We start from the raw sequence: 14,945 nt of genomic DNA, 5'->3' as shown, positions 1-14,945 counted from the left end.
AGGGTTGTTACATGTTATTACAAAAACCAACTAATCGACAAACCCGGAACGCCACAGATAAGGAGATAGAAATGAAAATACTTATTGTTGACGACAATCCGACGAATGTCATTATCATTCGAGAAATTCTGAAAAAAGAAAACTATCGTGACATTGTAACCGCAAGTTCTGCGATGGAAATGTTTGAAATCCTCGGAATAGGCGGACAAAGTGATGAACTTCGTCCGAGACCGTCGGATATTGACCTCATTTTGCTAGATATGATGATGCCTGAGATGGATGGCATCGAAGCTTGTAGCATTGTGCAAAAGTTTGAAAATCTCAAGGATATTCCCATCATTATGGTCACGGCTATTGGGGATTCCAAAAAGCTGGCGGAAGCTCTGGATGCCGGTGCCTCTGACTATGTAACGAAGCCAATTAATAAAGTGGAATTAATGGCTCGCATCAGGTTGGCGCTGCGTCTGAAGCAGGAGAAGGATTGGCATAAGGAACGCGATCAACGTATCCAGGATGAGCTCAAGCTTGCGGCTATGGTTCAGAGTGCCGTACTCAGCCCAGCGATTGAGGATCCCTTATTTCAAGTGAATGCTATCTATAAACCATCCTTTGAGCTAGCGGGGGATCTGTACTCGTGGTATCCACTAGGTGATGGGCGTTATGGTGTAATACTCCTAGATATGATGGGTCACGGCATTTCCTCTTCATTATTTACGATGTTTATTGCTTCCGTATTGAAGGATACGGTGACAACGTATGTGGATCCAGAGAAGGTTATTCAAGAGCTGAATCGACGATTCAACCAGCTTCATTTAGGCAAACAATTGGTGCAGTATTATTTTACTGCGATCTACCTCGTTGTTGATACGCGGAAGAAGCGGATCGACTATGTTAACGCAGGGCACCCACCAGCTTTATTTTTCCGTGAGGATGGTTCAATTACAACATTCGACAGCGTGTGCTGTCCGGTGGGTCTGTTCGATAAAATGGATATTGAACCTCAAACCATTCATTACGAGGGTGAAGGTCATATTGCTCTGTATACCGATGGATTAACGGAAGCTGTTCCAGGAGAACAGGAAGACCAGCTTGAATTCCTCAAAGAGCAGTTGAAAGGCCCGCATGGGTGGAATGAGCCTTTGATGCAAACCTTGTTCTTTGATGACGAAATTCCTCAGGAGCGGGATGACGATAAATGTCTGGTATGGATCACGTTAAGTGAAGGGGCGGAAGCAGAGTGAAAATCAGAAATAAACTGCTGGTAGGCTTTACCGCTCTGATGGCAATTCTTATTGCTCTTACATTTATAAGTTATGAGCGGTTGAACAATAGTAATCAGCAATTGGATCAGATGTATCAGGAACGTTATATGAAAGTGAGATTCACATCGGCTGTACGCGGAGAAGTGAACGATATGGCCAAAGTGCTAGCTAACTTGTTGCTCAATCCGACCAATTCGATTAGCGCTGCTGACGGTGACCTCAAGGGAATGATGGAAAACGCCAAAGGCTATCTCACTGAAGTCCGCGAGCGTGCCGACAGTGCATCAGAGCATCAGTTAGTTGACCGAGTCAATACGGCTTGGGATGCTTATGCTGCTTATGGAACGAGGCAGCTCAGCTTGATGTCGCAGGGACGAGTAGAGGATGCGAATAACTACCGTAATTCGACGGGACTCGCTGTTCAGAAAGAGGCAGTGGATAGCCTTAATGCACTTTCTCGTTATCAGGATCAAGAGATTGATTCTGAGATTACATCAGCCAATGAAGCTTACACACAGGCTGTGCAGATCACCTTTGGCATTATGATTGCTGGTGTATTACTGGCTCTAGGTGTCATTATGTGGGTGCTGCCAAGCATTACGCGAGGTCTGAACACGGTATCCATGATGATCACAAGCTTCGGTCATGGCCGTTATCGTACCATTCAACGGATTCGGATCAAGTCCACGGATGAGATCGGTCAGATTGCAACGGTATTCAAAGAAGTATCGGGCGACTTAGAAGAGAAAATGGAAATAGAGAAAGCATATTTACAAGCGCAACAGGATCAGAACTGGATGAGTTCGAATATTGCAAGAGTTCCAGAGTTGTTAAGAGGAATTGGTTCAATTCGCCAGATTTCGCAAATGTTTATTAGTGAGTTCACACCTGTATTAGGTGCACAACTAGGTGTCGTTTATTTAGTAGATGAGGAGAAGCATCCAGATGAGTTAAGACGCTACGGTGCGTACGCTTTTGAAGAGAATGAGACGGTAGGAAAAGAAGTTTATCGCATCGGAGAAGGGTTGATTGGTCAGGCTGCCCTGGATATGAATCCGATTATTGTAGAGAACACTCCAGAAGACTATGTGCATATCGGTTCGGCGTCTGGATCTTCGCGAGCGACGAGCATTATGATCTATCCCGTTGTTTTTGAGGATGAGCTTATTGGTGTGGTTGAACTGGCTTCATTTGATGGGTTTACCGATCTGCATAAACAGCTATTCTCTCAGTTGATTATGAATCTGGGTGTGATCCTTAACAACGTTCGCCGTCGTTTACGCGTGGAAGAATTATTACGTGAATCTCAAGCACTCACGGAGGAACTCCAAGTGCAATCCGAGGAGCTGCAGACACAGCAGGAAGAGTTACGCCGCTCTAACGAAAACTTAGAGGAACAGACAGGTGCACTCAAGCGTTCCGAGGAGCTGCTTCAGCGGCAACAGGAGGAACTTGAGCACTTTAATACGGAGTTAATTGCTAAGACGCGTGCACTTGAAGAGCAGGTGCGAGAAGTGGAAGAGAAGAACGACGAGATCGAGAAAACAAAAACGCAGTTGGAACAGCAGGCTATGCAGTTGTCGATGACAAGTAAATACAAATCCGAGTTTTTGGCTAACATGTCACACGAACTACGTACACCGCTGAACAGCCTACTGATTCTTTCTCAGTTATTGTCTGAGAACAAGGATGGAAATCTAACGGTTAAACAACAAGAGTATGCTCAAACGATCTATATGTCAGGTGCAGATCTACTGAAAATGATTGATGAGATCTTAGACTTGTCCAAAGTAGACGCTGGTAAAATGGATATCAACTATGAGACTGTTCGAATGGAAGAGTTAACACAATTTGTCGAACAGAATTTTGGCGCCATGGCGAACAAAAAAGAGCTTGATCTCAACATTGATTTCGACAGTAATCTACCAGAGTGGGTATATACAGACAGCCATCGAGTGAAACAAATTCTTCGTAACTTGCTGTCGAATGCCTTTAAATTTACGAACCGAGGATCTGTAAGTATCATTGGCCGTAAAGTAGCCTCAGAAGAACTTCCAGCGTACCTGAACAATAATCAGGAATACGTAGGATTTACCGTGAAGGATACAGGGATCGGGATTCCATCCGATAAGACAGATCTGATCTTTGAAGCCTTCCAACAGGTGGATGGTACGACAAGTCGTAAGTATGGAGGCACTGGACTAGGATTATCGATCAGCCGTGAACTTGCACGTCTGCTCGGTGGAGCCATTCAGGTAGAATCTTCTGAGGGTGTGGGTAGTGCGTTCACATTGTATCTACCTGATAATCATGAGGATGAAGCTCCGCTAGAGGAGTCACTGAGTGAGGCGGCTGTTACTTCTGAAATGCCTATTAGACAAAAAGAAGCTCGAATGATGCGTTCAAGCAGACAGACCGTTATCACGCCAGATCCTGACAGCAATGCACTTATGGAGCTGTCAGCACCGGAAGCTACAGCTTCAACAACGATAGAAGATGATCAAGGTGAAATTTCCGAAGGAGACAAAGTTCTCTTGATTATCGAAGATGACGTAAAATTTGCCCATATCTTAATGGATATGGCGAGAGGAAGAGGCTTCAAAGCAATTGTAGCGCTGCAAGGGGATAAGGGACTTGAAATGGCCCGTCAGTATTTGCCTGACGCGATCATTTTGGATATTCAATTGCCTGTTATGGATGGCTGGGCTATTTTGGGAGAACTGAAAGGTAGCTCGACTACTCGTCATATCCCAGTACATGTTATTTCCGTAATTGATGACATGAAGCAAGGATTGATGATGGGGGCAATCGCTTATCTGAAGAAACCTTCCAGCAAAGATTCGTTGGATAAAGCCTTCTCACATATCGAATCCTATACAGAGAACCAATTGAAGCGTTTGTTAATTGTGGAGGATGACGAAACTCAGCGTAAAGCAATTATTGAATTGATAGGTCATGATGATGTGGCGATAACAGCTGTCTCTACAGGAAAAGAAGCTTTAACCGAGCTGCATAGCCAGCGTTATGACTGCATGGTGCTTGACCTGATGCTGACCGACATGACCGGATTCGAGCTGTTGGATCAGATTAGGGATGACGAATATCTGAGTGATCTGCCTATTATTATTTATACAGGAAAAGAGCTTGATAGTAAGGAAGAGATGAAGCTTCGTAAATATGCAGAATCCATCATTATCAAGGATGTAAAATCGCCGGAACGGTTATTGGATGAGACTACCTTGTTCTTACACAGGGTAGAAGCGAATCTGCCTGAAGATAAACGCCGGATTTTGCAGAAGCTACACAACAAAGAAACATTATTTGAAGGCAAGAAAATATTGCTTGTTGATGATGATATTCGTAACGTATTTGCTCTCTCTAGTGTATTAGAAGGATATCGCATGGATGTTACCTTTGCCGAGAACGGCCGTGAAGCCTTAGAGATTCTGGAGCAAAATCCAGAAATCGACCTTGTACTGATGGATATGATGATGCCTGAGATGGATGGTTATGAAGCAATGACACGGATCAGACAGATTCCGAAATTCGAGAAATTGCCGATTATTGCATTAACGGCGAAGGCGATGAAGGATGATCGTGGCAAGTGTATTGAGGCTGGCGCATCCGATTATGTGAAAAAGCCAATCCAAACAGATCAATTATTATCATTAATGCGTGTATGGTTGTATTCGTAAGCCACTAGTTTGGGTAATGAAGGACAATATGATATATAAAATGAATAATGATTACACGGAAACGGAGAGGACAGAAATAGCATGAAGAAGCAAAGCGTTCGCCTTTATCCCCGGATTTTCCCTTTGGAGAAGGGAATCAGAAAAATCTGGGGATAACAGCGATCGAAAGGCTGTTCTGTCATCGGAGTGGCAAGTGTAATCATCGTTTGTTCATTTTATATAAACGTAAGTAACAAAAGAAGAGTGGAGAGAATTTATGACATCGTGGGAACCTACCGAGGCGGGGGCAGAATCAGGCCGCTTGGCGCAAGATGAAGAGCGCGAACTGATTGAAATCGAATTGCTGTTGGAAGGTATGCACCGTCTATATGGATATGATTTCAGAAATTACGCCTTGCCTTCTTTGAGACGAAGAATATGGCATTATGCACATGCAGAAGGAGCAAAAACGATATCTGCTTTGCAGGAGCGTGTGCTTCATAATCGCTCGGCATTTGAACGATTTGTGCAGAATCTGTCTATTCCTGTAACGGAGATGTTTCGGGATCCATCCTTATTCCGTACTTTCCGGGAAAAGATTATTCCTGTGTTGCGAACATACCCTTATATCCGAATCTGGCATGCGGGATGTTCTACCGGGGAAGAGGTCTATTCTATGGCGATTATGCTTCATGAAGAAGGATTGTATGACAAAGCAAGAATCTATGCGACAGATATGAATGATCGCTCATTGCAACAGGCCAAGGAAGGCGTGTACGGCATTGAGAAAATGAAACTATATACAACCAATTATTTGGAGGCTGGGGGAACTAAAGCCTTCTCAGAATATTACACGGCTAAGTACAATTCCGTTATATTTCATCCTTATCTGCGGAAAAACATTATTTTTGCCGAACATAATCTGGCTACGGATCGTTCGTTTAACGAATTTAATGTGATTTTTTGCCGCAATGTCATGATTTATTTCAATGATGAACTGCGGAACCAAGTGCATGGGTTATTTCATGAAAGTTTGAGTCACTTTGGTGTCCTAGTTCTGGGGTCTAAAGAATCGATACATTTTACGGAATTTAGTGATGCCTACGAGCCGTTAGACCGGACGGAAAAAATATACCGGAAGATTAAATAGGGGGTTAGGCAAAGTCATGGGGCTTAATGAACCAATCCATATATTGTTGGTAGATGACCGCCCCGAGAACCTGCTTGCTCTTGAAGCGGTTCTGGAATCGGAACGATATAAACTCGTCAAAGCAACCTCAGGCGAAGAGGCACTTCGTTGTTTGCTGAAAGACGAATTTGCGGTCATTGTGCTTGATGTGCAAATGCCTGGAATGGATGGAATTGAGACTGCAAGGCTAATTAAAGCCCGCGATAAGTCTAAGGATGTGCCCATCATTTTCATCTCTGCAAATAGCAGGGAAGCCGAGCATTTGTTTGCAGGCTATTCAGCCGGAGCTATTGATTACATGGTTAAACCGTTTATTCCTCAGATTTTGAAGTCCAAAATCGAGGGATTTGTAGAGATGTTTATGACGAATAAAAGATTAAAGACCCAGACGATGCTGCTACATCAAAAAACGCAGGAACTAGAGAAAATGAACCAGCAGCTCATTCAGGCTAAAGAGGAAGCGGAGATTGCTGCTAATGCAAAGACCGAGTTTCTCGCTATGATGAGCCACGAGATTCGTACTCCGATGAACGGAGTCATCGGTATGGTCGATCTGCTAATGGAAACAGAGCTCAAGGAAGATCAGAAAGAGTATGCGGACATCGTTCGTCGTAGTGCCGATGCTTTGGTCACAGTAATCAATGACATTCTGGACTTTACGAAGATGGAATCAGGCAAAATGGAGCTCGAGGAGCATCCGTTTGAGTTAGTTGCTTGCATTCGGGAGGTATTGGGATTATTTACGGTCGAAGCAGGCAAAAAAAATCTCGAATTGGACTATTTCTTGGAATCGTCCGTTCCGCAGCTAGTTTACGGAGACATGGCCAGATTGCGCCAAGTATTAATGAATCTGATTGCTAATGCAGTGAAGTTCACGGATCATGGCGGAGTGTATCTCATCGTTTCGGTCAATGAAGAGAAGGATGGAAGAATGACGTTGGAGTTTGCTGTAAAAGATACAGGCATTGGCATCTCTGCAGACAAAGTGGATCGCCTGTTCCAGCCCTTCTCCCAACTTGATACCTCAATGACTCGTAAATACGGCGGAACAGGGCTGGGGCTCGCCATTTGTCGTACACTCGTTGAGATGATGGGTGGCCACATCCATTTGGATACATCGGAGAAGCTCGGAGCAACGTTTGTATTCACGATCCAGGCACAGCGTTACGTCGAAACCGAATTTGTCGTGGGCGGTGGTGATGAGCAACTGTCTGATGTGAAAAATTACGAGCATCAGCCAAGGGTATTAATTGTGGATGATCATCCCATTAACCAAAAGCTGATGTCCATTATGCTAAGCAAGCTAGGCTTTGTTTCAGATATGGCTGAGGACGGTCAGAAAGCACTGGATATGGTTCTAGAACATCCAAAATACGATTATATATTTATGGATCTGCAGATGCCTGTCATGGATGGACTCGAGTGTACTAAAGTCATTCGTGAACGCCTTCCTCAGACAGAGCAGCCGGTCATTTTAGCAATGACGGCAAATGTGATGGACGGTATTCAGCAACGCTGCTCAGCGGCAGGGATGGATGATTATATTAGCAAGCCCGTCAAGATGGGCAGTGTGAAGCAGAAATTGTCGCGATTTCAGGAACAACGAAAAATGTTTAAACCGAGATCGTCAGCCATGAATCATGCTAATTAAGTTTTCCAATATTTGTTTTGTTTCACATGGGCTCAAGTTGGGTTATTAGTAAGGAAACCATTGATCAGGAGAGAGATGTCTAATGAATACAAATAAAAATGAAAAATTCAATGCAAAGACTGAGACACACGACGGCGTATGCACGGTGTATCTGACTGGCGAACTGGATTTGTCAGTTGCTCCTGAATTCCGTTTGGTCATGGAGCCGCTTGTAGACAACAAGGAACAAGATCTAATTATCAATATGAAGGATCTAAAGTATATCGACAGTACAGGGATCGGAATCCTGTTATCTGTTCTGAAGGCACGACATGGAATGGAAGCACGCTTTGAAGTACAAGAAGTTCCTGCGCAGATACAGAAGCTTTTTGATATGACGGGTATTGCCAAATTCTTTGTCTCACAGAAGAATTCCCAATAGGAAAGGATCGAAAAAGGAATGAATGCAGAAGTTGAAAGAATTACCCTTAACCTACCGGCCACAGCTGAATATGTGGATATCGTAAGACTTAATCTTTATGGGGTAGCATCCAAAATGGGATTCTCTTATGAAGATATTGAGGATATGAAAGTGGCTGTATCCGAAGCTTGTAACAATTCTGTACTGTATGCCTACTCCCACGAAGGCGGCATGGTTGAAGTTGTATTTGAGGTGGATGGCGAAACGCTTGCGATTACAGTAAAAGACGAAGGTGCAAGCTTTGACCACATCAATCCTGCTGCAACACGTGCTGGCCTGCATGACAAGGAACTGTCAGATGCTCAGATTGGTGGACTTGGGTTCTATCTGATGCAAGCATTGATGGATGATGTTAGTGTGGAAAGTGAGACGGGCAAAGGTACGAAAGTAGTACTCGTTAAACGTCTTGCAAGAAGTGAGGAGAAAGTATGAACGAAAAAGTGACTCCACCAGAGTCCATGTCTGAAGCTGTAGGTTTGATCTGGGAATACCAGCAGACCAAGGATAATGAAATCGCGACTGTTCTTATCCGCAAATATGAACCGATGGTTAAAATGGCCGCAGGTAAGATTGCCCGAAATCGTCCGGATCTGTATGAGGATCTATATCAGACAGGACAGATGGCGTTGATTCGATTGCTACAGCAATACGATATTAACCTAGGGATTCCTTTCGAACCTTACGCAATGAAGAGTATGATCGGTCATATGAAGAACTACCTTCGAGACAAATCCTGGTACATTCAAGTGCCAAGACGGATTAAGGAAAAAGGTGCTCTCGTTCAGCATGCTATTGATGAACTAACCGTGAAATTGGAACGTTCACCTAGCGTAGACGAGATTGCACAGTATCTTGACCTTACCCCGGAGGAAACCATTGAAGTGTTGGCCGGACGTGAGTGTTACCATTATGTATCCTTAGACTCCCCTCTATCCCAAGATGAGAGTGCGGCGACATTAGGTGAACTTATTAGTGCGGATGTCAATGACTTCGATTCGGTTGAGAAGCGAATGGATCTACAGCAGGCATTAGGACAGTTGAAAGAACAAGAGCAGAAAGTGCTCATTCTGGCTTTCCAAGATGGTCAGTCTCAGCGGGCGATCGCACAGAAATTGGGTGTATCTCAAATGAGTGTATCCCGAATTCAGAAGCGAGCAACCGAGAAATTAAAACAGATTATGTCAAATGCCTCGATGCTATGAGATGTAATCTTCTGATGAAGTTGAGCTCGGCATAATGAAGGACACGTGATTCCACTGGAATGCATACGTGTCCTTTTTTGAATGAATTAGTGAGTGTTGGAAGTGCTGTGCAGGATAGGACAAATGTATGCTGAATGGAGGCGTTAAAACCCGTGGATGAGGTGGATTTGCAAATTAGACGAGATCGATTGTCTTTCTCGAATAAGTGGCAGTGGTGGGACTGGGTAGCACCAGACAAACAGAGTATGGATGAAGTTTTGCATGAGCTGACGGAATCCTTCCCGGAAATGCAATATTGGCTTCGTAAAATCCCAGAGGTGCATTCCAATTACTTATCTGTCCGATTTATGAATGGTGATGAGCCGGTTATATTTGGTTCTTTATTATATGCAGTGAAGAATGAAAAGGCTAGCGAGCGAAAAGAAAATCAAATGTTTTTTTATGTGGATCAGAGCACACTTGTTACCCTTAACATGGACAATAATACGAGGGGTATCATGAATACCGGAGAGCGTGCTGCCATGCTGAATCAGTGCAATGAGGCAAGAGACGGCATGTTTGTTTTATTTCGAGCAATATTGCACTATTATCATGTCGGAATGGATCATTTTGAGATGAATCTGCGTGAGCTAGAGCGGAAGATGGAATCACGCAATGCACGTACACTGATGGATCAGATTCTCGTATCTCGATACGAATTGCTGTATTGGAGCAATCAGTTTATTCCTTTTTCGGAGTTAATCGCAGCCTCCAAGGAAGCTTACCTAGATGAAATACAGGATAATCGTTTTTTTCGACAACTTCAGCATCGAATTGAACGGATCGAGCGACTTTTTCAGCACTATGAAAAAGAAATCGACACGTTGATCTCAATCGACAATGCAACCTCCGGTGTGCGAGGCAATGAGATCATGAAGACACTTACCATCGTAACCTCTGTGTTCACGCCCGCTACTGCAGCTGGTGCGATCTGGGGAATGAACTTCGAGAACTTACCTCTGATTGATAAAACCTGGGGAGTGGTTCTGGTCATTGCATTAATTCTAGCGAGTATGTCTGGCATGTACATTTGGATGATGATGAAAGGCTGGACAGGGGATCTGTTAAGAATGAAGTCCTCCCAGCCTCCAGTTGATGAGAACAAACGCCCCACTTCTGTTAGGAAAGGATAGGCTAGGGACTCATCCTCCTAATTTTTGTAGTCTTCAATATAGCCGAGCAGATCCGCAATGTATTGCCCAACAATCGGCATGTTCACAAATTGACTCAAGAGATAACCGAGAAGACCCAGTACAACAAATGTTCCGACAGTTAATCCTAAACCACGCGCCATACCTGCTGTGAAATTGGTGATGATGCGTTTCTTAGGATTGGTATAGTTCTCGATGATATCCTTAATCTGTGCTTTCTCAAGACTATCCGCAATTTGATCTAGACGGGTATTGAGCTTTTTCACCTCATGTCGCAGTTCAAAAGGATGCTCAGACGTATCATACTGCTGTCTAGGAGGTTCTCCTGATAAAGGCGAGTTGCCGTTAATTGTAACTTTGCTCATGTTCATTCCTCCTATGATGAGATGGGAAGAGAAATAGCCAGCTAAACTCAGCTGGCTATTTTACATTCAATTAGCCTTATAGAAGTTGTTCAAAAAGTCCGCTTTTGATTACGTAGGATGCCTAGTGGCATCTCAGCGTCGAATATGGAATTCAGCTGAAATGTCTGTTGCTCACGTAGGTTTGCCTACGCTCCGCTACTCCATTTCTATCTTCATCCCATCTTCTTGGTACTGAAAACCGCTTTTTTTGAACATGTACTTACAGACTGGTTGAATTCAGCTCTTTACGTGCATCGTCCTTCGCTTCTTCAGCTGCTACAGCAACCTCGTTCGAAGCTTTGGATGTTTCGTTAGCGATATCTGATGAAGCTCTACGCACGGAATCCATAACGTCATTGCGACCTTGATTTACGGTTTTTGCAATATCAGACGTTTTAGAAGATACCGTTTTAGCTAGTTCGGATGCTTTATCACCTACTACGCATGCAACTTCCTTGGTACGATCAGTAACCATACCGACTTTCTCGGAAAGGTCACCACGCAATTCACGTCCTGGTTTAGGAGCAAAGAGCAATGCTGCTGCTGCACCTAGCAAACCTCCGATGAAAATCCCTTTTGCGAAAGTGGAACCCGTCTGTACAGGATATTGTTCTTCTGCTTTATTCATGTTCAATCACTCCTTCTTCAAATTAAGAAACGGATAACGAAACAACGAACACCTTATTGACCGATCAGGCAGCCTGTCTGAACAGTCTGGACACAAGCCCCAGCAAGAACACAAAGAGCGCTGTACCAATGATGGCTGGAATCACTGCAAAGTTACCGATAACTGGTCCCCAGTTACCAAGCAAGAGTGCTCCTAACCAGGCTCCTGCAAATCCGGCAATCATTGCGCCGATGATACCTCCGGGCATGTTGTGACCGGCAAGTGCATCTCCGATCAAACCAATAATGACCGCCATGATTATGCTGATAATAATGCCCCACATAACAACCGCCTCCTTTTAACTTGATGTAGGATGTTGTCTGTTCGCGTTTGCTTACTTCGTATATAAACGCCGTGCTTCGAGGTGAAACAGTTAAACTTGTCGTTAGACCGCTGGAAATTTATATGTAATGTATCTTGTCCGCGCTCTTAGCTCCGCTGTTTAATAGCAGGAATCATGCAGAGAATCCAAGCTAGACCTGCCATGAATCCAGTGAAAACATCGGAAGGATAATGAACACCTAACATGATCCGACTTAGACCAATCAACGTTACAAATATGATGCCACATAAAATAGGAATTCCTGGTCTGGATGTTCGTAATTGCCGTTCAATAGCCCAGATGACGAAGAGCATGCCGTAAAAGCCCATGGAGATCATGGCATGTCCACTAGGAAAGCTATAGCCGTGAACAACTAATAGATGCTCAAGCTCGGGTCTGCTACGTTGGAAAATCTCTTTTAATCCAGTATTCAGTGCCCACATAATGGCGAAACTGCCCAATAACGCATATCCATACAAGTAGAACCGAGGAATTCGCTGTAGGAAAAACAGGAGCGTGAAGCCGATGGCTGCGAGAGCAGAGATCTTAAAGGATCCAAGCGCAGTAATAAACGAAGTGAAAGGAAACAGTTGAAGACGAGTTTCGGAATGAAGATAGAATAAACGTTGGATCTGATGATCCCATTGCAAAATCACATCCGTGCCCAGGATGGAGGCAAGAGCAGCAATAAGAAATACAACGACAGAACTCATGACAATGCCTGCGATGCTCCATATAAGTAGAGCACGAATTGGTGAATTGGGTTTAGCCAAAAAGCTCGGTGAGGACTGGGCGTTACGTAGCATGATGAGTATCTCCTCCGTTGAAGTAGTCAGATGGGAATATGGTTAATGCTTTACCCGAAAGATATGTCGAAAAAACTGTAAAAATGAAGTTTTTGTACTATACTAATTAAGATATCCCATGCGGCGTCGTGACGCAAAGCAGATATGATTATGGGAGCATAAAGGAGAGAACTCGCATGGAGAGTGCCCTGTTAGTTAAAGAATACCGTGCTGGCGAGATGGAGTGCGCCCACTACGGTCACATAAGTATTACAGACGAATACGGTAAAGTGGTTTATTCAGTAGGTAATCCACATTTTAGAGCGTTTACGCGTTCATCAGCCAAACCGTTTCAAGCCATTCCAGGCATTCGTGCAGGAATTGCGTCTCACTATGGGTTATCTGCTCAAGAGATTGCTATTATGGCATCCTCACATCGATCAGAACCAGTTCATATCCAAGTATTGGAGCAGTTATCTGCCAAAATCGGACTGGGAGAAGAATGTCTAGTCTGTGCGGCGAGTTACCCTCTCAATGAGGAGAGTCGAAATGAATGGTTACGTGGTCAGGGAGAGAAGCGCCGGATTTTGCATAACTGTTCAGGGAAACACTTAGGTATTCTTGGATACAGTCAGATGAAGAAGGTTGATCTAGGCAGTTACGCTGAGCGAGAACATCCGGTACAGCGCGAGATTTTAGAGACGATGGCGTACATGGCCGGAATTGAGCAGCATGAAATTCAACTAGGGACGGATGGCTGCGGCTTTCCGGTATTTTCGTTGCCATTATCAGCATTATCGAACGCTTATCTGAAATTAGCCTGTCCAGATCTAATCGAGGATGCTTCGACACGCAGTGCGGTAGAGACCATTACAGCAGCAATGAACGAATTTCCACTCATGGTAGGTGGTACTCATCGCGTAGACTCTGTTCTACTGGAAGACGACAACATCGTAGCCAAGGGCGGATTCAAGGGTGTATTCGGTTTTGCGCTCAAAAAAGAAAGATTAGGCATCACCTTTAAGATCCTTGATGGTTCAGAGGAAGAATGGGCTTGGATTGCCCAGTCAATTCTTGAGCAGATTGGTTATGCGAACCAAGCAACGATTGCAAGGTTACGCGAAATATATCCACCAGATATCCGAAATGATGCTGGCACAATTGTAGGACGGGCAGAGAGTGAATTCATTTTACAATCAACTAAAAAAAGCGTATAAACTGAACTAAAGTGCATGATTAGAATGGTCTAACCAAGGGTAAACATGACATACCAACTGGTATGAATCTATACAATTCGTTTACATGAAGGACTGCTGGAGAGATACTGGCAGCTCTAACCCTTGGAGGTGGATGAACATGATTAAAGTAGTGACATCGGAAGAAAGGCACACGTCGGATCGCGGTTGGATACACAGTGAGTTTAGCTTTTCTTTTGCAGATTATGATGACCCAAGCAATGCCCATTTTGGCTGCCTGTTAGCTCATAATGACAACACGCTGATGCCGCAAGAGGGCTTTAAGAGACATCCACATCATGATCTAGAGATTGTTAGTTATGTCATTTCAGGCACGTTGAAGCATACAGATACAATGGGAACAGAAGAATTGCTGGAACCCGGAACCGTACAAGTGATGAGTGCGGGGACAGGAGTAGAGCATTCGGAGACCAATCCTTCAACAGAGGAGCCGGTACGTTTTCTGCAAATGTGGTTCTTGCCTTCTGAGCGGAAAGCAAAGCCAACGTATACGAACCGGCGTTTTCAGCCGGAGGATCATCTGAACCGTTTGTGCCCTATCGTGTCAGGGCAAGCCGGGGAAGGCACGGAGGATGCGTTACCTATTCATCAGGACGTTACATGTTATTTGTCCAAATTGGAATCTGGCAAAAAGCTAATGTATCCACAACATGAAGATAGGCGGACACACCTTTTCCTGATCAGTGGTCATATCTCCATTGAATGTGCAGATGGCAACTTCGATCTTAAACCTGGAGATGCAGCACGAATTCGTAAGAGCTGTGATCTGCAGATCACTGGAACGGGCAGCGAGCCTGCTGAATTTGTATTGATTGATCTACCATAAGAAGTTATGTTCTGATGCATTAGTGTTCAGGATGATGCGGATTTGTACTGAATCTGT

Annotated in this window: 14 protein-coding genes; 10 read left to right on the top strand and 4 right to left on the bottom strand. The window is 44.1% G+C overall.

Annotated elements, in window-relative coordinates; genetic code table 11:
- The first annotated feature begins 71 nt into the window (after nt 1-71).
- The 8 genes from V6W81_RS24680 to V6W81_RS24645 all read left to right on the top strand — a co-directional run bounded on the left by V6W81_RS24680 (nt 72) and on the right by V6W81_RS24645 (nt 10,610).
- The gene (locus V6W81_RS24680; RefSeq protein WP_338540677.1) at nt 72-1,241 is read left to right on the top strand and encodes a PP2C family protein-serine/threonine phosphatase; all 1,170 of its coding nucleotides are present in this window, start codon (nt 72-74) and stop codon (nt 1,239-1,241) included.
- Nucleotides 1,238-4,957 (top strand): response regulator, encoded by a 3,720-nt coding sequence (locus V6W81_RS24675; RefSeq protein WP_338540676.1) that lies wholly within the window; start codon nt 1,238-1,240, stop codon nt 4,955-4,957. The genes V6W81_RS24680 and V6W81_RS24675 overlap by 4 nt, the downstream gene beginning before the upstream one ends.
- 256 nt (nt 4,958-5,213) lie before the next feature.
- A complete protein-coding gene (locus V6W81_RS24670) occupies nt 5,214-6,086 on the top strand; it encodes a CheR family methyltransferase (protein ID WP_145051650.1) in 873 nt (290 codons plus the stop codon).
- A gap of 16 nt (nt 6,087-6,102) precedes the next feature.
- On the top strand, nt 6,103-7,776 hold the full coding sequence (locus tag V6W81_RS24665) for a response regulator (protein ID WP_338540675.1): 1,674 nt from the start codon (nt 6,103-6,105) through the stop codon (nt 7,774-7,776).
- A gap of 82 nt (nt 7,777-7,858) precedes the next feature.
- Nucleotides 7,859-8,197 carry an STAS domain-containing protein gene (locus tag V6W81_RS24660; RefSeq protein ID WP_056693392.1) on the top strand — a complete coding sequence of 113 codons (339 nt, stop codon included), beginning with the start codon at nt 7,859-7,861 and terminating at the stop codon, nt 8,195-8,197.
- A gap of 18 nt (nt 8,198-8,215) precedes the next feature.
- A complete protein-coding gene (rsbW, locus tag V6W81_RS24655) occupies nt 8,216-8,668 on the top strand; it encodes an anti-sigma B factor RsbW (RefSeq protein WP_145051644.1) in 453 nt (150 codons plus the stop codon).
- Nucleotides 8,665-9,438, top strand: a complete 774-nt coding sequence (locus V6W81_RS24650) for a sigma-70 family RNA polymerase sigma factor (protein WP_145051641.1) — start codon at nt 8,665-8,667, stop codon at nt 9,436-9,438. The genes rsbW and V6W81_RS24650 overlap by 4 nt, the downstream gene beginning before the upstream one ends.
- Before the next feature lie 152 nt (nt 9,439-9,590).
- Nucleotides 9,591-10,610: a magnesium transporter CorA family protein gene (locus tag V6W81_RS24645; protein WP_260985514.1), complete on the top strand. Its 1,020-nt coding sequence runs from the start codon at nt 9,591-9,593 to the stop codon at nt 10,608-10,610.
- A gap of 17 nt (nt 10,611-10,627) precedes the next feature.
- Here the strand turns inward: V6W81_RS24645 and V6W81_RS24640 are convergent, their stop codons facing one another.
- The 4 genes from V6W81_RS24640 to V6W81_RS24625 all read right to left on the bottom strand — a co-directional run bounded on the left by V6W81_RS24640 (nt 10,628) and on the right by V6W81_RS24625 (nt 12,827).
- The gene (locus V6W81_RS24640; protein ID WP_145051635.1) at nt 10,628-10,993 is read right to left on the bottom strand and encodes a DUF5665 domain-containing protein; all 366 of its coding nucleotides are present in this window, start codon (nt 10,991-10,993) and stop codon (nt 10,628-10,630) included.
- Nucleotides 10,994-11,252: 259 nt separating this feature from the next.
- Nucleotides 11,253-11,660 carry a YtxH domain-containing protein gene (locus V6W81_RS24635; RefSeq protein ID WP_338540674.1) on the bottom strand — a complete coding sequence of 136 codons (408 nt, stop codon included), beginning with the start codon at nt 11,658-11,660 and terminating at the stop codon, nt 11,253-11,255.
- Between the two features lie 64 nt (nt 11,661-11,724).
- Nucleotides 11,725-11,982 carry a GlsB/YeaQ/YmgE family stress response membrane protein gene (locus V6W81_RS24630; protein ID WP_056693407.1) on the bottom strand — a complete coding sequence of 86 codons (258 nt, stop codon included), beginning with the start codon at nt 11,980-11,982 and terminating at the stop codon, nt 11,725-11,727.
- 146 nt (nt 11,983-12,128) lie between these two features.
- The gene (locus V6W81_RS24625) at nt 12,129-12,827 is read right to left on the bottom strand and encodes a phosphatase PAP2 family protein (RefSeq protein WP_128103557.1); all 699 of its coding nucleotides are present in this window, start codon (nt 12,825-12,827) and stop codon (nt 12,129-12,131) included.
- 176 nt (nt 12,828-13,003) lie between these two features.
- Between V6W81_RS24625 and V6W81_RS24620 the strand changes: the two genes are divergently transcribed.
- Both V6W81_RS24620 and V6W81_RS24615 read left to right on the top strand, forming a co-directional pair.
- Complete coding sequence (locus tag V6W81_RS24620) at nt 13,004-14,023, top strand: asparaginase (protein ID WP_145051626.1); 1,020 nt, start codon at nt 13,004-13,006, stop codon at nt 14,021-14,023.
- 139 nt (nt 14,024-14,162) lie between these two features.
- Nucleotides 14,163-14,888, top strand: a complete 726-nt coding sequence (locus V6W81_RS24615; protein WP_128103555.1) for a pirin family protein — start codon at nt 14,163-14,165, stop codon at nt 14,886-14,888.
- Nucleotides 14,889-14,945 lie beyond the last annotated feature (57 nt).

Source organism: Paenibacillus tundrae, from assembly GCF_036884255.1.
GTDB lineage: Bacteria > Bacillota > Bacilli > Paenibacillales > Paenibacillaceae > Paenibacillus.
Note: the sequence above shows the minus strand (reverse complement) of the source record. Positions and strands in the feature narration are given on the sequence as shown.